The sequence below is a fragment of the Vibrio sp. TRT 21S02 genome (assembly GCF_050113675.1).
GTDB lineage: Bacteria > Pseudomonadota > Gammaproteobacteria > Enterobacterales > Vibrionaceae > Vibrio.
The window spans coordinates 387203-408204 of sequence record NZ_JBNJOI010000002.1 but is presented as its reverse complement, the minus strand read 5'-3'; the positions used below and the strand labels follow the sequence as shown (position 1 = coordinate 408204).

Here is a 21002-nt window from a genome sequence, read left to right as displayed (position 1 = left end):
TTCGGGGCCAGAAATAACAATGATAAAAAATGGATGTTGGAGTTTTCGATGAGCGATTCTATTGAGCACGAACTGCAAAAGTTTGAGCTACCTACCCGTACGGAGTTTCCGTGGGTCGCACGATTGATCACATTATTCGGGGTGATCCTGTCAGTTTTACATATTTGGTTTAATACCTTTTCTACGTTACCTGAGCTTTGGATCTCTGCTACACACTTTGCGGGCTTCGCTGCTATATGTGCATTGTGGTATCCGGCTCATCGTTCATTAAAACGCAGTAAGCTTGCGTTAACACTTGATGTTGGTATTGCTGTCGCGGCTTTAGCCTGCTTGTTATACATCCCTTACGCCGAAGATGCCTTGTACGAGCGTGGGGTTAAATTCGTTACCAGTGATTGGGTTTTCGCTATTCTTGCCATTTTGATAGTTATTGAACTAATTCGGCGAACAATGGGTTGGTTTATCCCAGTGTTGATTGTGCTGTGTTTAAGCTATGTGGTTCTTTGGGGGAAATGGGCCACTGGAATATTCCATTTCCCGGGGTTGAGTCTAGAAACCCTGTTGTATCGCAGCTTTTATTCATCTGAAGGAATGTTTGGTTCGATATCGCGCATTAGCTGGAGTTTTGTCTTCATGTTTATCCTGTTTGGTGCGTTTTTAGTGCGATCTGGTGTTGGGGATTACATTATCAATGTCGCTAGAGCGGCAGCAGGAAAAATTATCGGCGGCCCTGGGTTTATTGCGGTTATTGGCTCTGGGTTGATGGGGTCAGTTTCTGGTTCAAGTGTGGCAAATACCGTTTCAACCGGGGTGATCAGTATTCCCTTGATGAAAAAAGCGGGGTTTCCATCGCGATTCGCTGCAGGTGTTGAAGCAGCTGCATCAACCGGAGGGCAATTAATGCCTCCAGTCATGGGCGCGGGTGCGTTCATTATGGCTTCTTACACTCAAATTCCGTATGTTGATATTATTGCCGTCTCTTTTATGCCCGCTCTGATTTATTTTCTGTCAGTTGCCTTTTTTGTTCGTATTGAAGCAAAGCGCAGTGGGGTTCAAAAAGTGACCGTGTCGGATCAGTCTTTATTGAAAGTGTTGCTATCCGGTTGGCATAACCTTATTCCGCTTGCCGTTTTGGTGTGTTTATTGGTGCAAGGCTTTACGCCAACGTATGCCGCGGGGTTATCGATTGTGTCCGTGGTTGTGGCTTCTTGGTTTTCTAAAGACCATAAAATGGGACCTAAAGCGATTGTTGAAGCCTTATCCCAAGGCGCAAAAAACATGGCAACAACTGCCGTTTTACTCGTTGGAATCGGTTTGGTGATCAATGTGATCAGTACAACGGGTATTGGTAATACGTTCTCGCTGATGATTAATGAATGGGCGGGTGGCGATTTGTTGATTATGTTGGTGTTAATTGCGTTAGCCTCGTTGGTGCTTGGTATGGGCTTACCGGTAACGGCGGCCTACATCGTTTTAGGAACGCTTTCGGCGCCAGCATTGTATAAATTGATCGCAGAAAACCAGCTTTTAGAAATGCTGGTGGCAGGGCAATTACCAGAGCAAGCTAAAGCGATTTTCATGCTTGCGGCGCCTGATAAACTCGCTTTACTAAACGCGCCGATGCCGATAGAAGAAGCCAGAGCAATGATCGCCGTTGTTCCAGCAGATTTTATGGAAACATTACTAGAGCAAAGTTTAGGGATAGAAGCGGTAGGGCTGGCTTTGTTAGCTGCGCACTTAATCATCTTCTGGCTATCTCAAGACAGTAATGTGACTCCGCCGGTTTGTTTAACCGCTTTTGCGGCCGCTACTATTGCGAAAACACCACCAATGAGAACGGGCCTAATGGCATGGAAAGTAGCTAAAGGGCTGTATCTAGTGCCGTTATTAATTGCTTATACTGGCTTAGTTAGTTGGGACATTGGTACCGTGTTAATCACTGGCCTGTTTGCTATTGTGGGTACTTATGCCTTTGTGGCAGCGATTGAAGGTTATCTTGAAGGTAAATTAAACCTTATCTTGCGTGCCGCCTTAGTTGTGATTGGTACGGTGTTAGTGTGGCATGATGTATCGATTTGGTTGCGCGTGTTGGCAAGCACATTATTTGTCGTGATTTTTATATACAGTGGCCGTCGGTACGAGCAGCAAATGCGACTAGCTACCGATTCGAAAGGAAGTGCATTAGGTTAAAGAATGAAAGCAGTATACGACTATATCATCGTTGGTGGTGGCATTGTTGGTGTCTCAACCGCGTGGCAACTTAAACAGCAATTTCCAGACAAATCCATTTTATTGATTGAAAAGGAATCCGGGTTTGCTCAGCATCAAACCGGTCACAATAGCGGTGTTATTCATGCAGGGGTTTATTATGCTCCGGGCAGTTTAAAAGCGGAATTTTGCAAACGAGGGGTGGATGCGACATTAGCGTTTTGTGCAAAGCACCAAATACCGGTAGAAAACTGCGGTAAATTGCTTGTCGCCACGAATGCAGTGGAAGTTGAGAGAATGGAAGCGCTGTATCAACGATGCCAAGAAAATGAAATTGAGGTCGAGTTACTTGACCAAGCTCAGCTGAAATTGGCAGAGCCCAATGTGACAGGTTTGGGAGCAATCTACGTTAAAGCGACCAGTATCGTTGATTACCGTTTAGTGACGGAAAAAATGGCTCAGGAATTCTCTCAATCAGGAGGCAGTGTAAGCTTGCGAACGGAAGTGGTGACAGTGAATGAGCTTGAAGATGAAGTTCAGCTTACTTGTATTTCTGATGGACAAAGCATGCAGCTAAACGCCCGATTTTTGGTTACGTGTTCAGGCTTAATGGCTGATCGAATGACGAAGATGTTAGGACTGAAAACTGATTTCCAGATCATTCCTTATCGTGGAGAATATTATCGACTCGATGTTCGCCACAACAAAGTGGTGAATCACCTTATTTACCCAATTCCTGATCCCGATTTACCATTCTTAGGTGTTCACTTAACCCGCATGATTGATGGCTCAGTGACTGTTGGCCCGAATGCAGTACAAGGGTGGAAGCGCGAAGGCTATGGGTGTATCAACATTAGCCTCAAAGATTGCTGGCAAATGGTGAATTTTCCGGGCTTTTGGAAAGTCACAGCGAAGCACTTTAAAACAGGATTAATCGAGATGAAAAACTCTTGGTGGAAAGCAGAGTACTTAAAACTGGTCAATAAGTATTGTCCGTCAATAATCGTAAGCGATCTAAAGCCATACCCAGCTGGGATTAGGGCTCAAGCTGTATTGCAAGATGGTACTTTGGTTCATGACTTTTTATTTGCGGAAAGTCCTCGCAGCTTGCATGTGTGCAATGCGCCATCACCCGCAGCGACATCTGCGATTCCAATCGGTGAGTACATTTGTAATAAGATTGCGGTTCGGCAGAATAACCACAATTGAGTTTAAAAGGTCACGAAAAAGCCCCAAGTTTTGGGGCTTTAATTGTTAACTAAATACGTCTGAACTGTCCCACTAACTTACCTTGCGATTCTAAATTTTCTACCAGCCCTTGGCATTCATCTCTCGTATCGCTTGCAAGAATATTGGTAGCTGCACAGACTTCACTAATGGATTGCACGCTCGAATTCATGTCTTCGGTTACTCTCGCCATCTCTTCAACGGCAGTGGCTATTTGTCCGTTTCTGTCAGCAATATCGGAAACTTGAGTTAACATGACATCCAATCGCTCTCCGGATACCGTTGCGCTATCCACACATACATTGGAAAGCTGAGTGCCGTCTTCCATTGCACTCACTGCTTTTTGGGTGCTGGTTTGGATCAACGTGATGATATTTTGAATTTCTTCGGTTGATTCATGGCTGCGTTGTGCCAGTTTTCTTACTTCGTCGGCAACAACAGCAAAACCACGACCTTGTTCTCCTGCCCGTGCCGCCTCAATTGCCGCATTCAATGCAAGTAAATTGGTTTGTTCAGCGACCCCTTGAATGACTTCGAGCACTTCCCCAATAGTGCGGCTATGCTCAGCAAGTTGCTGAACCACATCAGATGCATCGTTCAATTGCTGGGAAAGCATGTTAATTGAGTTAATGGTTTCCTCTACGGCATTTTTACCTTCCTCTGCTGCTTGATTTGCCTGATCAGTCGCTCCTGAAGCAATTTGAGCGTTTTGGGCAATTTCATTGGCTGTGGAGTGCATTTCGTTGATCGCCGCGGCAACTTGTTCTGTTTCAGCGGTTTGTCCTTGTAAATTAACCGCGGTCGTATTGCAATTATCAGTGGATGATTGCGCTGCTTGAGAGACCTGTTCATTGGAGTCTTGAATTCGTCCAACAACCGCATTGATTTCTGATTGGCGCATTTTCAATGCGAGTTGTATTTCTGAGATGTCATCAACATGTTTGGTGTAAACAAGTTCCATTAATGGATTGTCGAATACTTTACGAGCCTCGCCTGACAGTGCTTCTAGGCGGCGAGTTAGGTGGAAAACGCTCATGATGCTAAGTGCCAAAAACACCCACACGCCCAAACCAGATAAAAAGCCATCGACAATTGAACTGATGATGGCAGCAGGGATCATCATCGCAGCACAGCGTTGCCATAAACGTGTTCGTGGTAGTTTGAGTTGGGTAGGGGTTTTCCCTTCACGAATCCGCTTATATAACTTTTCTGCATTTTCAACATTTTCTCTTGTTGGACATAGCCTTACCGATTGGTATTCAACGGTTTTTCCGTCACTTTTAATCGGAGACGCAAATGCATCAACCCAATAATGGTCACCATTTTTACAGCGGTTTTTCACCATCCCCATCCAAGATTTACCCGCTTTAATGTGTTCCCACATGTCCTTGAAGGCCTCAGGCGGCATATCTGGATGACGCACAATGTTATGAGGTTGCCCTATGAGCTCTTCAAGTGTGTATCCCGCTACTTCACAAAACTCTTTACTTGCATAAGTGATATGGCTGCTCGGTGATGTGATAGAGAGCAGGTTATAGCTTGGTGGGTAAGTTACCTCTTTTTGCGTAACCGGTTGATTTACACGCATAGTTGCCTCTTAACTGTATTTATTTTTTGAGAGTCACCGCTTGCCAATTGAAGATGAGTCTTTACTTATTAATTGTTATTAGGACGCATCTATATTTATAGACGCAGTTGATAACGAACTCAACTACAAGTACTTGTTAGTGCTTTTAAATACTCATGAACTACTATTAGTACAAAAGTCTAATTTGACGCTAGTTTTGTTTTAGAGCTAACCATCGACAATTAAAGGGAGTGTTTGTATGACCAAACAAGTGATTTTTGGGAGCACGATGAATGCTGATGACATGCTGAAACTGCATGATTTAACAGAAGCGGATTTAGCGTTGATTCGGAAGTTTGGTCAAATTATCGTGCCAAAACTCGATGAGTACGTAAAACACTTTTACGATTGGCTAGAGCAAACACCTGAATATACGCAGTTTTTTAATGACACCCATAAACTCAAAAGAGTACAAGATTCGCAGGTGAAATATTGGCGTACCTTTTTTGAAGCAAAGGTGGATACGCAATATTTAAGAGAGAGGGTAGATGTTGGGGAGGTTCACGCTCGAGTTGGTTTGTCGCTCCCCAGCTATTTTGCTGGCATGAATATGTCGATGGTGATTTTTACTAAACGTTTGTATGACGGAAGCTTATATAGCGACGAATACAGTTCGCTTGTAACAGCATTTACTAAGTTACTCCATATGGACACGACCATCGTTGTTGATACTTACTCTCGACTGATTAATAAACGGATTGCCGAGCAGAGTGAAGCACTACTTGCTATGTCTACGCCGGTTACTATGATTTGGCAAGACATCCTTATGCTGCCCATTGTAGGCATCATCGACTCAAAACGTGCGCAAGACATTATGAGTGCAGTCCTCACTAAAATTTCTGAACATCGAGCTAAGATTTTCATCATGGATATTTCCGGTGTTGCGGTTGTTGATACTGCCGTAGCCAACCACTTCATTAAGATCACTAAAGCAACCCAATTGATGGGCTGTGATTGTCTTGTATCTGGTGTATCCCCTTCTATTGCACAAACTATGGTCCAACTGGGGATTAATGTGGGTGAAGTGAAGACCAATGCGACACTGCGTGATGCGTTAGAAACGGCTTTCCAAATTGTTGGCCTGAATGTTCAGGCATTAAAACAGCTATCGTAGAGTTTGGTTATGTCTCAATCCATTGCAATCAATCAACTTAATCACGCTTTAGTTGCCTCCATTCAGATCGATTTAACCGAGTCTGCGTTGCGTGAGTTTAATCATGAGTTACTGACTAAATTGCAATCGACTCGTGCTAAAGGCGTGTTGATTGATTTGTCTGATGTGCGGACTTTTGAGCCACAGGATTTTTTGCGTTTGCTTGATGTAGCAAAAACAGTGTGTGTCATGGGTAGGCGTTGTCTTTTTGTCGGCTTACGACCGGGTGTGGTAATTGGGCTAGTTAATTTAGGACTGGATTTGCCAGAGCTTCGTTGTGTCGCGAACTTAGATGATGGATTAAGCCAAATTAAGGATGACAGCTTATGGTAGCAGAGCAGACCATCAATATTGAGTCCAAAGAAAATCATTGTGTCGAAAGTGAATCTCAGGCGATGTCGACTGTGATGGCCTCTTACATTTTGGGTCGCAATCATGGGTTTAGCGAAAATATGATCAGTGAGATCGCGACGGTTGTTTCAGAACTTGCGATGAATATTGTGAAGTACACCCCCGGAGGAATGATTGAGCTCGCTGTCGTGAAATGTGGAGAGGTATCAGGAATACAGGTTGTGGCGGCAGATAGAGGTCCTGGGATAAAAGATATAGATGAAGCGATGCAGGAGCATTTTACCACTGGAAACTCGTTGGGTATGGGGCTTCCAGGTGTGAAACGCATGGCGGATCAGTTTGAAATCGAGAGCGAACTTGGCGTTGGAACAGTTGTGACGGTCACAAAGTGGAGGCTCTGATGGGGTTTGAATACTGTGTAAGAGTCGTACCTTACTTTGGAGAGTTGGAAGCTGGTGATGGTGTTGTGGTGTGGGAGGCGCCACAAGGGTTACTGGTTGTTGTCATCGATGTATTGGGGCATGGGCAAAGTGCAGCGCAGCTTGCGCGTCAAATGGAACACTATATTCAAGACAAAGCCAGCATGGATATTGAATGGCTAATGAGTCAGCTGCACAAATACTTTATTGGTAGCATTGGTGCAGCTGCAACGATGGTATTCTTTAATCGCGAAACCATGACGTTTAAAGGGGTCGGTATTGGAAATACATTATTGCGGAGGTGCGCGGAACCCATGCAATCTTTCCATGCTCAACCGGGAGTTGTCGGTGAGTTATTACCCACCTTAAGACCTTTTTCTTCTCCTTTTAGCTCTTCTGAATCTTATTTGTTTACCACCGATGGCATTAAAGAAAATCTAGACTTTGACCAACTCCGGGGAGCATGCCATGGCTCACTTAGTCACCTAGCAGCGTTTCTTATTGATAACTTTAGCAAGCGACATGATGATGCAACGGTAATCGCTGTGAGGTATCACGATGGTTGAAGATGTACATTTCTCGATGAAAAATGATGAGTTGAGTAAGCTCGCATTACGGCGAAAACTGACTCAATTACTTCAAGTCTATGGTTATTCTGCTGAAGAGCAGGACACTTTTGTTCTTTTGTCTGGGGTCTTACTCGCACACCTATTTGAGCACGTAGATGAACTCAACATGGGTATTCAATTGACTACACATGCTGCGATCATTTCTGAATATTCGGCAGGAACGTCGGCGCTATCTTTTGATATTCCATATATGGATTTACATTGTAAAGGTGAAGTAATTCAATGGTATATCCCCGCCAAACAAGCACTGAAAGAATCGGATGTTTTACTTATTAGAGAGCGGTTTGCAGAGAAAAGCCGAGATGAGCTGATGCTTGAGTTGAAGTCTAAGAATGATCAATTGGCCGCTCATCAGGCGGGTTTAGAGCGTGAAATTGAGTTACGAACTCAAGATCTACGAGCAAGTGAAGAATTATCCAGAACCATTATTGATGGAGCACCTTCCAGTGTTGCAATCGTCGATAGTCAAGGTACTGTGCTACTTTGGAACAAAACAGCTCAAGAGATTTACGGGTACGAAAAAGAAGAAGCGGTGGGGCAGAATTTACTCGAACTATTGAGCATTGAAGTCCCTCCGATGTTAAAAGGTGTACTCGATGTGCCATTAAAAATCGAAGACCAAAAGCGGGTGAGTGGTGGCTTTTTTGAAGTGGAAACATCAACACAAACGGGCAAAAAAGTGCCCATCGATCTTGGTATCTCGATATTTGAGCTAAATGGTCAATGTCAGGCGGCGATGTTTTTGCGTGACGTGACGGCGAGAAAAGTCGTAGAGAATGAACTCAATGAAGCCAGAGCAAAAGCGGAGGAAGCGGTTGAAGTCAAATCCATGTTTCTGGCGAACATGAGTCATGAGATCAGAACGCCGATGAATGCAATTATCGGTATGTCTCATTTGGCGCTTAAAACCGAGTTAAGTCCAAAGCAACATGACTACATCTCAAAAATTCATAACTCAGCGACCTTACTGCTTGGCATTATTAATGACATTTTAGACTTCAGCAAAATTGAAGCGGGTAAGTTGTCGATTGAGACCATCGAGTTCTACCTTGATGACGTCTTCCACAACGTGTCTATGGTGACTGGCCAGAAAGCCTTTGAGAAAGGTTTGGAGCTGCTGTTTGATGTTCCGAGAGGGATGCCCAAAGTGTTATTTGGCGACCCGCTTCGGCTCGGGCAAATTATCATTAATTTAGTTAACAATTCAGTGAAGTTTACAGAAAGTGGGGAAATCACGGTTAAGGTTCGCGTTGTACAGCATATAGAAAACAGAGTTGAATTAGAGTTTGAAATCGCAGACACCGGTATCGGCATGACAGAGCAACAAACCAATAATCTGTTTCAGGCCTTTACACAAGCCGATGGAAGTACGACTCGAAAATATGGTGGAACGGGGTTAGGGCTTTCGATATGTCGGCGTTTAGTTGAGTTAATGGGTGGCAATATTAGGGTAGAAAGCGATTATGGTGAAGGAAGCCAGTTTATTTTCAATATCTGGCTAGGTATTGATCAACAAGCGGAGCAAAAGCCTCGCATTGTGCCGGAGACCCTCACGGAAGTTAAAGCTCTAGTTGTGGATGACAATGAACATGCTTTGCTGATTATGGAAGATCTATTAAATGTATTACCTAGAGGACCAGCGTTAGCAAGCAGCGGCCAGCAAGCACTCGGTATCTTACAACAAGCCAGTAATCAACAAGATCCATTTAATTTAGTGTTTATGGATTGGAACATGCCTGTGATGGATGGTATTGAGACCACAGAGCGGCTACGTTCAATGCTCCCGAATGAGCACCAGCCTAAAGTTGTGATAGTGACGGCTTACGACAAAGAAGACATTGCTGATGATAATGAATTGCTAGAGCTATCGGGGTATTTGGCTAAACCTGTCGGAGAGTCCCATCTTTTTGACATGTTGATGAACCTATTTTCACCCGAGAAGGGGAAAGCTTACCAACCAAGAAATAAATCTCACTCTGATCTTGATCACGTTGATTTTTCCAAGGTGAATGTGCTGCTGACTGAAGATAATGAGATTAATCAGCAAATAGCCATTGAGTTGATGGAAGGGAAAGGGTTATCTGTCACCGTTGCAAATAACGGGCAAGAAGCTTTAAACCAGTTGAAATCCAGTACTAAGCAACCACCTTTCGACATCATTTTTATGGACTTACAAATGCCAGTGATGGATGGTTATGAAGCAAGTAAACAGATTCGCTCTCAATCTGAATATGACGATATTCCGCTTATAGCAATGACGGCTCATGCCATGGTTGAAGAGAGAGATCGCTGTTTGAAACTGGGAATGAACGATCACGTGTCAAAACCGATTGATCCAGAAGTATTGTTCCAAACCATTCGCAAGTGGTGTGAATCGAAACTAGAAGCAGTGACACTTGAAAGCTCTGTAAATCAAATAGCACCGGAAAAGGTAAGCGTTGATGATGTAAAACCAGTCGTGAATGCGCCTTTGGAACTCAAAGATGTCACCTCTTTGGATTTTCGTAATGGGATGTTGCGTGTGGCGGGTAATGAGAATCTTTATAAGAAACTACTATCTCAGCTGATTGATAAAGAGTTTAATTTTACTGACAAACTAGAAATCGCTTTGGAGAAAGAAGACTATGAATTTGCAGAGTTAACCGCGCATACCTTAAAAGGTTCTGCGGGTAATTTAGGCGCAGTTAGGCTAGCCGATATGGCCGCTAGGCTTGAATCTGAGTTCGCTCGTAAAGCGACATTTGATGACGTAAAACCATTATTAACAAAGGTTAATAAACATATAGAACAGCTCTTTGGTGAGTTGTGTTCTGTACTCCATCGTCCTTTACCATCGGTAGATAAAAAAGATGAGCTAGATACAGAAGCGATTTCGATTATCCACCGCCTAAATATGCTACTCAATGACTTAGATGCCTATGCAATCGAGTTTCTTGACGAGCATTACCATCACCTCAATACTTTACTTAAATCAGACGATTTTGAGCTGTGCTGCAAACATATCAACGACTGTGATTTTATTGCTGCGAGTGAATCGCTGCGAAAAGCAGCCAGTATCTATCCATTAGACTTGGATAGAGTAAATGGAAGTGAGTATGAATGAAGAAAAAGCAACTATCCTTGTGGTAGATGACAATTCAGAAAACAGAGCTCTGTTAAGCGGACTGCTTGCTTCAACGTTTCGAGTTCTCATTGCCACCAATGGTATGCAAGCGATACAAGCGTGTAAAAAACACCTACCAGATATCGTCCTATTAGACATTATGATGCCAGAAATGGACGGGTATGAGGTGTGTCGACGTCTTAAACAAGATCCTGAAACAGAGAATGTTCCAATCATTTTCTTAACTGCAAAATCTCAGATAGAAGATGAGCAGCGTGGCTTTGAAATGGGAGCCGTAGATTATATTTTGAAGCCTATCAGTCCACCTATTTTACTGGCTCGCGTTGGGACACATCTTAGGTTGAAAGAAGCTAGAAGTGCCTTAGCAAAACAAAACGAGGTTCTAGAAGTTAAAGTCCAAGAGCGAACTCATGAACTCGAAGAAATCCAAAATGCGACAATGATGGCAATGGCGTCTTTAGCTGAAACCAGAGATAACGAAACAGGCAATCATATTCGTCGTACACAACACTATGTCAAGGCACTGGCTGATGAACTAGTGCTTGAAGGTATGTTTCTTGAGGAATTAACAGAGGCAAATATCGCGACAATTTATAAGTCCGCGCCACTGCATGATATTGGGAAAGTAGGGATTCCTGATAGCGTGTTATTGAAACCGGGAAAGCTAACGAGTGAAGAGTTTGAAATCATGAAGTCTCATACGTCATTAGGTAAAGACGTAATTGAAACGGTAGAGCGTTCGATTGATTTTCAGTGTGATTTTTTAATGTATGCCAAAGAGATTGCCCATTATCACCAAGAAAAATGGGATGGTAGTGGGTACCCTGAAGGACTAAAAGGTAATGAAATTCCGATTAGTGCAAGGATGATGGCAATTGCTGACGTGTACGATGCGTTGATCTCAAAACGTGTTTATAAGCCCGCGTTCCCTCACGAAAAAGCCGTAAGTATTATTGAAGAAGGGGCAGGCCAACATTTTGATCCTGTGATGGTGAAAGCATTTCTCGCTATCGAGCAACAATTTAAGTCAATTGCAGAAACATACAAAGATGACGATCTTGAAGACGGTATGGATATGTCTTTAGATAAGGTAAACTAACCTGAGGGGTTATGAGATCAGTGAGTTGTTAAGAAAGGCTCCATTGGGAGCCTTTCTTATTTAAAAACTAAGGGCAAAGGTGACCTTGTTTAGCTACTTGGATCATCTTGTAATTGCCTTGCAAATCACGATACACAACGGTATTCCAAACTTCGTCGTTATCCAAGGTAAACTCAATCGCGTAGTTCAAACCACTGACAATTTGGGTGCGAACTTCATTGATTTCTTTTACTTTTGCTGCGGTATTCATTTGGCTCATAACGGTATCTAACGCTGATTGTACTTCAGGTGTGACTTTCGAAATGTTCCAGCCTCCGGGCATGTTCTCTTTTATTTGGCACATTGGTCTGTTTGGTGTTGTTTGTACTTCAGCGGGTTCCGGTGCTTTTTGGTTGCATCCTGCCAAAACCAGCGTACCAATGACTGATACAAGTAAGACTTTCTTCATCATATTTCACCTAAATAAGTGTGCTTAAACTCATCTTATAGTGTTTTTGGTATGCAAGTTTGTACTAAAAATGAGATTTTTATTGGTTCATTTAGATGGGAATGTATTCTTTTTGAATGGATAGATCGGGTGAATGGGTAGTCACCGATAGGTTCGGTGACTACGGGCAAGGTAGGCTGTGGTGATACGATATTAGTCGTTATCGCGGTATTTATATTGGTAGTCGACGTTGAGTATTGCTCGATATTTCATATCACCGAGTTGTTTCGAGTACTCTTCAACGCTCAATTTCATGTCATCGATCTTGATGCTGTTATACTGCAACGTATTTTCGATGATACCGAGTTTGTTACGTAATTCTGATGCAGGCATGGTTCTCAAAGTATCCATCATTTCGTAACCAGCATCATACGCTTCTTGTTTGGTTTGATACTCGTTTGATTTGAAAGAACGATCCGAATGTGTTGTTGAAATTGCCGCAAAAACTGATGAGCTCATTAATAGGGCAGAAAGCAATAAGATTGTCTTTTTCATAATATTTCTCCTGTGCGAGTGACAGAAGAGATATTACTCCCAAGAATGTAAAGGATCAGTCAAGGTATGTAAGGTTTTTCCTAGTTTGTGTAAGTGTATTCCTAACAAATGCTGACAAAATGTCATGAGTAAGCAAAATACCACATAATAATCTAAAATCTTGGGGAGTGTGTTGGGTTTTGGTTTTGATTGGGTCAGATATGCTAATTGTGTTCGAGAATGTAGCAGGTTCTCCTCCTTCTTTTGTCGAGAAGGAGGAGTGATATATCAGTTAATTTCAATCCTATTTGGCTCCTCAATAACATGGTCTGGTTTTGGTACAACAATAACTAAAACGCCTTCTTGATACTCGGCGTAGATATCCTCCCAAAGTAAATTTTCGCCTAATGTGAAACTTCGAATCATTTTTCCTTCATAACGTTCTTTATGGATTACTTTGTTGTTGTCGGAGCTTTCAATTTGTTTGTTAGTACATGCTTCTAATGTCAGTACACCTCTTTGGTAAGTAATTGATATGTCTTCTTTAGCAACACCGGGTAAGTCCGCGATGATCTCAAAAGCGGTTTCTTTTTCTAGTACATCGACTCTTGGAGAAAAACTATCCATATCATGACGAGGACGAATAGCCGGAAATGCATTGTCAAATAGGCGATAAAAGTCAGCCCAGGAGTCTCTTGGTATTAAGCTCATATTCTCCTCCTTAAACGCTATTTGAACGTGGCAATATAAGTTTAGAAGGTATGGTAAAGCTGGAGGGAGAAACACAATGATGATTGATCTTGATCAAGCATCATTGTGCTCATGTCAATCGTCACTGAACTCTGATGCGATTTTTATAAATAGTGCTTCTTGCTCGCAGAAAGCTTCGATGAGTTCAGGGTCGAAGTGGTTGCCAGAACCTTTCAAGATGATTTCGCGTGCATCTTCATGGGTCATAGGATCTTTATATACGCGCCGACACCGAAGGGCATCGTATACGTCGGCGATTGCCATCATCCGAGCGCTCAAAGGTATACTCTCTTTAGAGAGACCTTGGGGATAACCAGAGCCATCCCACTTTTCATGATGACCATAAGCAATTTCTTTGGCAACAGAGATCAAATCGGTATGAGCACCAGAGAGTGTTTCTGCTTTTTCTAGTGCTTGTAGGCCAAGTACCGCATGGGTTTTCATGATCTCGAATTCTTCATCGGTAAGTTTGCCTGGCTTTAGTAAAATATTGTCTGCAATGCCTACTTTACCAATATCATGCAGTGGCGCTGCTTTAAAATAGCTATCAATAACCTTGGGGGTTAATGTATTTTTGTATTTCTGTTTAGTTGCCAAATGTTCAGCAAGCAACTTCACATAATGTTGCGTTCTTAAAATGTGATTGCCAGTTTCAGGGTCCCTTGTCTCAGCGAGACTTGCCAGTGCAAACACGACGGCATCTTGCATTCTGTCTAATTCCGTCGAACGTTTTACGACTTCCTTTTCTAGGTAACCATTTTGATCGCGCAGAATATCTTTAGAACGTTTATTCTGAAGATGCGTTTTTACACGTGAACGTAATAAAGGGATACTAACGGGCTTGTGTATATAATCAGCAGCGCCTAGCTCAAACCCCAGCTTTTCATCTTCAGGTGTGTCTTTACCGGTTAAGAAAATAACAGGGATATGCTGAGTATCAGGATTATGAGTAATAACCCGTATCACATCGTATCCAGTTAGTTCGGGCATTACGATATCAAGCAGGATCAGGTCTATATTGAATTTACTCAATATATCCAGCGCCATTTGGCCTGATTTGGCCGCTTTAATCTGGTAACGATTGGCCAACCCTTGACTCATGAATGCCAAGTTGTCTGAAGAATCATCGACGATTAACACTGTGCAATCGGTAAGATTTTCTATGGGCATTGATGCCATCCTCGATTATTCGCTGAAAAAACCATCTAAACGTCATTTAGTTACTACACTTATCAATAACTATAGACAACCTAAGTAGTAATGCGCCGATAATTATTAAGTTTAGGTGGGCTCAATGCGATCAATACGCACATTATTTACAATTTTATTTTTAGCCATGGGTTTAAGCTCTCTGGCCATGTTTGCGATTAACCAAAAGGTTGGAGACCTGCGTAGTGAAAGCCGCTTTTATCAAGATGAACTGCATCTTTTTTATCGCTTGTCTCAAGAGCTCAAACACAGTTCTGATCATCTGACAAAATTTGCTCGTGCATATAGTGCTACCGGGAATGAGTACTGGATTGATTTGTTTAATAAAGTCCTCGATGTTCGTAATGGTGTACTGCCAATTCCGGAAGGGAATGAATATGAATACTGGGACGTCATTATTCATAATAAGAAAGCGGTAATTGCCACACCTGTTCATGAAAATGAGCCTCTACTTGACCGTATTAGACACTCTGGAATTGATGCCGTTGAATTTTTAGAACTTAAAAACGCTTTAGCGCTTTCTGATGCGCTTGTAGAGTTAGAGCGCGAAGCATTTATGGCAATAAAAGGTTTCAAAAAATCAGATGATGGCCGTTTTGTGGACACAGGAAAGCCGGATTTAGTATTGGCGCGTCAGCTTTTGTATAGCGATCAGTATTTTAATGAAAAAGCGAAGATCATGGCCGCTATTGGATCGGCACATAAGTCCATCGTCGCAAGAATTGAAAACAAAATAACAGAAGTTGATGAAGAAGAGCGCTTCTATCAAACCCTGAATAACGGGCTGCTTGGTTTATTATTATCAACGATCGGCTTGTCGTTTATTCTGCTCTGGCGTTTGTACATTAGCCCTCTAAGCCAACTGCTGAAAACGGTAGTGAGTCAGGTTAAAGAAGAGAACTATGCGTTTACCATAACACAAACGGCTTATGCAGAATTACAGCGTTTTATCGATAGCCTCAATGTGGTTTTTCATCATATTGGTCAGCAATTAAGCCACAATACGTTGGTCAAAGACTTCAATATCATTATGCGCACGAATCATTCGACCCAAGCGCTTTGTCAGGAAGTTTGCCAGTTTCTGCTTCACCAATTTCCGGTGCAAATGGTGGGGATGTACATTTTCCAAAATAATAGACTGCATCGCTTATCCGGTGTTGGTTACGGAGATAACGCTATCTCTGAATATACCGATCCTGCTTCGACTCAAATGAGTGTATTGCTTTCGGGGAAGCCACATTCTATGAAAGGGCTGGAAGGAAAATACTATGTGGAATTGAATGGGGGACAGCTTTCTTTTAATGAAATCTATTACTTGCCATTATATGTGAATCAACAACCTGTGGCTCTGCTCGAAATTGGCGCCATTGAATATTTAACCGAGCAGCAGTACCAGTGGTTAACCCAAATGTTGGATGATTTATCTGTTAGCATCCAACTGAGCCAAAATGCTGAATTGCAACGTCAGGCGGAGCAAAAAGTCTTAGAGCAGTCTCAGCTTAATCAAGAAATCCTGAATGCAACACCAAACCCTATGTATTGCTTGTCTCCTGAGGGCAAGTATCTTTCTGTGAATGCGAAGTTTTGTGACTTAGTGGGGTTAGTGTCTGATCAAATCGCAGGTAAAACACCAAGTGACATATTTAGCCCTGAAACTGCCGAGAGTTTTGCTGCTGCACATAAAGAATTGAGTGCAGATTCTCTAAATAAAGATTATGAACTGTCGATGGTTGATGCTGAGAATGAACGTAGAGATATGTTGGTGTACGAAGCGTCATTTAGAAATAACAAAGGTAAGGTGTCTGGCATTGTTGGTTTACTGCTTGATCTAACTGAACGCAAACAAATGGAGTTAGATTTAAGAGAGGCTAAGGAAACGGCAGACGCCATGAGCCAAGCGAAAGGGGACTTCCTTGCCAATATGAGCCATGAGATTCGCACGCCAATGAATGCCATTTTAGGCATGGCACACTTGGCACTGAATACTCAGTTAGATGAAAACCAACATAAATACGTTTCCCGCATTAACGAGTCAGCGAAAAACTTACTGGGCATTATTAATGACATCTTGGATTTTTCTAAAATTGAGGCCGGCAAGCTTCATGTAGAAGAAACAAGTTTTAGCCTTGATGAAGTACTCGACAATGTCACCAATGTTATTTCGTTAAAAGCACATGAAAAAGACCTTGAGTTTCTACTCGATATCGATCCGAGAATTCCTCCTGGTTTAATTGGCGACCCGCTGCGACTTGGCCAAGTCATTGTGAACCTTTGTGGTAACGCAGTTAAGTTTACTGAGCAAGGTGAAATTGTTGTTGCGGCTCGTTGTGAATCGAAGACAGAAGATGAGGTTAAGCTGCGTTTTACTGTTCGTGATACGGGTATTGGTATTCCCGAAAACAAACTGGATTCGTTATTTGCTTCGTTTAACCAAGCAGATACCAGCATTACTCGTAAGTTTGGGGGAACAGGGCTAGGGCTGAGTATCAGTAAACAACTCGTTGAACTGATGGGAGGGGAGCTTTCTGTTACGAGTAAGCAAGGCGTTGGATCTGTATTCGAATTTACTATTTTGTGCGGGCTGCAAGAGGCAAAAATGCGGGATATCTCGAAACCCATAAGCCACTTGGCTGGTAAGAGTGCTTTGGTTTTGGATGATAATGATTCTGCCCGCAATATTTTAACCACCTTGTTAGATGCAATGCATTTTAAAACCAAAGCGGTAAGCAATGCATTTGAAGCGATTGATGAAATCAAGAGCCGTCATTTTGACTTACTGTTCCTCGACTGGAATATGCCAGGAATGAATGGCATTGAGACGGCAGAACGTATAAAGCACCTTGGGATTGGGGAGCATGCAAAAATCTTTCTTGTTACGGCTTATGGTCGTGAGCTTTCACTTAGCGAGGAAAACACAAAGCTATTTGATGGATTAATTGTAAAGCCTGTTAACCCTTCTAATCTACTTGACGCTGTTATGAATGCATACGGTATTGAGCATGTTCGAAGTGCCAAAGACAGATTGCTTACCCAAAAACCAAGGTTTTCAGGTGAACGAGTGTTGTTGGTGGAAGACAATATTGTCAATCAAGAGGTTGCGCTTGGTCTATTGGATGAAGTTAATGTGAATGTCATTGTTGCGGACAATGGTCAGGAAGCGATAGATCGACTATCGGAGCAATCCTTTGATTTAGTACTGATGGATATGCAGATGCCAATCCTCGATGGGATAAGTGCCACTAAAGAAATTCGAACAATGCATCAATATGACAAGCTACCTATTGTTGCTATGACGGCAAATGCCATGTCGTCGGATGTTGAAAGGTGTTTGAAAGCGGGTATGGATGATCACATTGCTAAGCCGATCAGTGTGAATAATTTATATAAAACACTGAATAAATTTCTCAAGACCGCGGAATCTCAACCTGCATTGGATTCCACGGCATCGACAGAAAGCCCAGTTCTTTTAAATGGCAAGGTACCTTCTTTACCTGTGCTATCTGATATGGATGTTGCGGGTGCAATTGAAGCTATTGGTGGCAATAAAAAACGGTACTTAGAAATCTTGCAGCATTTCCTAGAAGGGCAAAACGAAGAAATTAACAAGCTCAATGTCTTGATAGAAAAAGCACAATGGGAGGAAGCTTCGAGGCTCCTTCATACATTAAAAGGTGCCGCTTCTAATCTGGGTGTTAACCGGGTTGCAGAGCTTGCTGTAGAAATGGAAGAGATGGTCGATAGAGAATTAAGGCCACCAACAACACATATTGAGCAAGCGCAATTGTACTTGGAAACCTTGTCCGCACAGCTAACTGATTGGATGAGAGGACAAGAGCAAGAAGAAGATGAAGATTGCGCTGATGCTGCCGAGCTATACCACAAGCTGGTCAAATGCGTAGAGAACTTTGACGCAGAAGCCATTTTAGTGGTGCAGAAGGCAAAAGCATGTTCGTTTTGGAATGACGAGCAAAAAAAACAGTTATTAGCGGCTGTGGAAGATTTTGATTTTGAGTTGGCAAAAAGCTTGTTGAGTGAATTTCCTAAGCCAACGGATTGATTGAAAACTAAAACAGTTACTTACATCGAGATAGAGTATTTGTTAGGGAAAATACAATGAACATTAACAACACAATGAAGCTAGTTTTTGCTGTGATTGGCATTGGTATCATCATTAGTGTCGTCTCAGTACTCCAATTGAATGGACTATTGCAGCAAGTCGATAAAATGGCAAAAATCCGCTACCAGTCTTATCAAGCTGCAGATGAACTGCGCCAAAGCTCTGATGACCTAACCCGTTTAGGACGAACCTATGTACTTACCGGGGATGATGGCTATGAAAAAATGTACATGGATATCTTAGCCATTCGAAATGGTGACAAACCGAGACCACAGAATTATCACACGATTTATTGGGATTTGGTCATCAACTACGGTCAGAAACCTAAACCAGATGGTGGTCGCGTATCGCTGCAAACCATGATGGAAGAACTAGGGTTCAGTGATCAAGAATTTAAGCTACTTAAAGAAGCGCAAGCCAATTCGGACGCTCTCGTTCAGATGGAAGTTAAAGCGATGAATGCGGTGAAAGGATTGTTCCCAGACAATAGCGGTAACTATACCGTGAGAGGAGAGCCAGACAAAGCAATGGCAGCAGAGCTGCTGCACAGTAAAGCTTATCATCAGGAAAAAGCAAAAATCATGGCGCCTATCGATAAGTTTTTTATGGCATTGGAGCAAAGGACGTCTGAACAGTTTTCTGATGCAGCCAATCAAGCAAAAACAATGGTATTGATCGGAAATATTTCGTTAATAGTTGTTTTGGTGCTCGCGGTTATTGGTTATGTGTTGGTAAATCGTAAAGTAGTAAACCCGATCGACCAAATGGCAACATTACTCAAGCAGGTTGATGATGATTCTGATCTCACGTTGCGTGTTGATGACAAGAGTAATAATGAGCTGGGTGTGATTGGTGTTTCGATCAATAAAGTACTAGATAGTTATGCGACCACGATTCGCAAGATAAATGAAGTAAATAGCACGATTTCCCATATCTCTGACTCTATCGCTAGCATTACGGACAAAAATGCAGATGTTGCCAACCAGCAAAATCAAGAAATGGAAATGGCTGCAACTGCCATGGAGCAAATGACTTCTGCTTTGGCGAATGTGGCTGAGAGTACAACCATGGCAGAAAACTACGCGGGAAGCGCAGAGCAAGAAGCCAGTACTAGTAAGCAAGTCTTTGATAAGACCACAAGTGAGTTTGGTGATTTAGAAGGTGAATTTGGCCGAACTTCAGAAATCATTAAGCAGCTTGCTGAAGAGTCAAAAAATGTCGGAAATGTATTGGATGTAATCAAAGCGATAGCAGAACAAACGAACTTACTGGCATTGAATGCTGCAATTGAGGCTGCGCGTGCGGGTGAGCAAGGGCGCGGTTTTGCGGTGGTTGCGGATGAGGTTCGTTCTCTGGCTCAACGTACGCAAGATTCCACCGGTGAAATTGAAGGGATCATTTCGACCTTGCAAGAGAAAGCTCAAGAGTCGACCAAAACGATCGAGCAAAGTGCCGATAAAATGCAATCGACACGTTCGAATATGGGCGTCGCTAATGATGCGTTAGGTAGCATACAAGGTTCTGCTACGGAGATTCATAAACTCAATACCTCGATTGCAGCTGCGACAGAAGAGCAATTAAAAGTAAGTGATGAGATATCATCCAACCTTTCTAATATTAAGTCTCTTTCTAATGAAATTGCGGATGAAATCAATCGCCTAGAGCCGATTATTGTAGACTTAAAAGATAATGTAACAGGGCTTCAAGGGGCTATCCAACATATACGGACATAGTGTATGAGTAGGGGGGCGAAGGCGCCCCCTTGTCATTATCTGCGAGAGAAAAGTTTATCGAGGGAAAATTTTACTTATATACCAACCAAACATGTTGATCTCAATCACATAACCTACGTCTTTCATAGTAACATTTGTGATATGGAAAATTGACCTTAATCAAACAAAGTGTTGCTACTATTTGTTGAGAAAATGTTATTTGGGTTGTTTCTAATTTGCGACGGGAATGATTAATCAAGGAGTATCTAAATTAATAATTTCTTAACATCTATTTTTTTCATCAGCTTCATCGCTTTTTTGAGTTTTCTTCAAGTTCCACTTTGCCTTAACTTCCTGTGGTAAGCGCACCAACCAAGAAGTGCGCGATTTGAGTGAGGGTAAATTAACCTCAGAGA

15 protein-coding genes are annotated in these 21002 nt (G+C 42.4%); 10 read left to right on the top strand and 5 right to left on the bottom strand.

Going from position 1 to position 21002, the window contains the following annotated elements; all coding sequences use genetic code 11:
• Nucleotides 1-48: 48 nt before the first annotated feature.
• Nucleotides 49-2190: a TRAP transporter permease gene (locus ACQEXU_RS03910; RefSeq protein ID WP_427009762.1), complete on the top strand. Its 2142-nt coding sequence runs from the start codon at nt 49-51 to the stop codon at nt 2188-2190.
• 3 nt (nt 2191-2193) lie between these two features.
• Nucleotides 2194-3417, top strand: a complete 1224-nt coding sequence (gene lhgO / locus ACQEXU_RS03905; RefSeq protein ID WP_427009761.1) for an L-2-hydroxyglutarate oxidase — start codon at nt 2194-2196, stop codon at nt 3415-3417.
• Nucleotides 3418-3466: 49 nt separating this feature from the next.
• Here the strand turns inward: lhgO and ACQEXU_RS03900 are convergent, their stop codons facing one another.
• Entirely contained in the window at nt 3467-5023 is a 1557-nt protein-coding gene (locus ACQEXU_RS03900) for a methyl-accepting chemotaxis protein (protein ID WP_427009760.1), read from the bottom strand.
• A 238-nt stretch (nt 5024-5261) separates the two neighbouring features.
• On the opposite strand from ACQEXU_RS03900, the gene ACQEXU_RS03895 reads away from it, so the two are divergent.
• The 6 genes from ACQEXU_RS03895 to ACQEXU_RS03870 are packed head-to-tail and all read left to right on the top strand — an operon-like array spanning nt 5262 to nt 11837.
• On the top strand, nt 5262-6176 hold the full coding sequence (locus ACQEXU_RS03895) for a protoglobin domain-containing protein (RefSeq protein ID WP_427009759.1): 915 nt from the start codon (nt 5262-5264) through the stop codon (nt 6174-6176).
• Nucleotides 6177-6185: 9 nt separating this feature from the next.
• Nucleotides 6186-6548, top strand: coding sequence for an STAS domain-containing protein (locus tag ACQEXU_RS03890; RefSeq protein WP_367989590.1), 363 nt, complete (start codon nt 6186-6188; stop codon nt 6546-6548).
• The gene (locus ACQEXU_RS03885) at nt 6542-6967 is read left to right on the top strand and encodes an anti-sigma regulatory factor (RefSeq protein WP_427009758.1); all 426 of its coding nucleotides are present in this window, start codon (nt 6542-6544) and stop codon (nt 6965-6967) included. Before ACQEXU_RS03890 ends, ACQEXU_RS03885 begins: the two co-directional genes overlap by 7 nt.
• The gene (locus ACQEXU_RS03880) at nt 6967-7551 is read left to right on the top strand and encodes a SpoIIE family protein phosphatase (protein WP_427009757.1); all 585 of its coding nucleotides are present in this window, start codon (nt 6967-6969) and stop codon (nt 7549-7551) included. Before ACQEXU_RS03885 ends, ACQEXU_RS03880 begins: the two co-directional genes overlap by 1 nt.
• Nucleotides 7544-10717 carry a response regulator gene (locus ACQEXU_RS03875; RefSeq protein ID WP_427009756.1) on the top strand — a complete coding sequence of 1058 codons (3174 nt, stop codon included), beginning with the start codon at nt 7544-7546 and terminating at the stop codon, nt 10715-10717. Before ACQEXU_RS03880 ends, ACQEXU_RS03875 begins: the two co-directional genes overlap by 8 nt.
• Nucleotides 10710-11837: a response regulator gene (locus tag ACQEXU_RS03870; protein WP_427009755.1), complete on the top strand. Its 1128-nt coding sequence runs from the start codon at nt 10710-10712 to the stop codon at nt 11835-11837. Before ACQEXU_RS03875 ends, ACQEXU_RS03870 begins: the two co-directional genes overlap by 8 nt.
• Nucleotides 11838-11904: 67 nt before the next feature.
• On the opposite strand, the gene ACQEXU_RS03865 is transcribed toward ACQEXU_RS03870, so the two are convergent.
• From ACQEXU_RS03865 to ACQEXU_RS03850, 4 genes are all read right to left on the bottom strand, one after another.
• Entirely contained in the window at nt 11905-12285 is a 381-nt protein-coding gene (locus ACQEXU_RS03865) for a cystatin domain-containing protein (RefSeq protein ID WP_427009754.1), read from the bottom strand.
• A gap of 192 nt (nt 12286-12477) precedes the next feature.
• Entirely contained in the window at nt 12478-12819 is a 342-nt protein-coding gene (locus ACQEXU_RS03860) for a DUF3316 domain-containing protein (protein ID WP_367989595.1), read from the bottom strand.
• Between the two features lie 267 nt (nt 12820-13086).
• Nucleotides 13087-13509: an Hsp20 family protein gene (locus ACQEXU_RS03855; protein ID WP_427009753.1), complete on the bottom strand. Its 423-nt coding sequence runs from the start codon at nt 13507-13509 to the stop codon at nt 13087-13089.
• A 114-nt stretch (nt 13510-13623) separates the two neighbouring features.
• On the bottom strand, nt 13624-14718 hold the full coding sequence (locus ACQEXU_RS03850; protein WP_427009752.1) for an HD-GYP domain-containing protein: 1095 nt from the start codon (nt 14716-14718) through the stop codon (nt 13624-13626).
• Between the two features lie 124 nt (nt 14719-14842).
• On the opposite strand from ACQEXU_RS03850, the gene ACQEXU_RS03845 reads away from it, so the two are divergent.
• Nucleotides 14843-18814 (top strand): response regulator, encoded by a 3972-nt coding sequence (locus ACQEXU_RS03845; protein WP_427009751.1) that lies wholly within the window; start codon nt 14843-14845, stop codon nt 18812-18814.
• Between the two features lie 56 nt (nt 18815-18870).
• Complete coding sequence (locus ACQEXU_RS03840) at nt 18871-20607, top strand: methyl-accepting chemotaxis protein (RefSeq protein WP_427009750.1); 1737 nt, start codon at nt 18871-18873, stop codon at nt 20605-20607.
• The last annotated feature ends 395 nt before the right edge of the window (nt 20608-21002 follow it).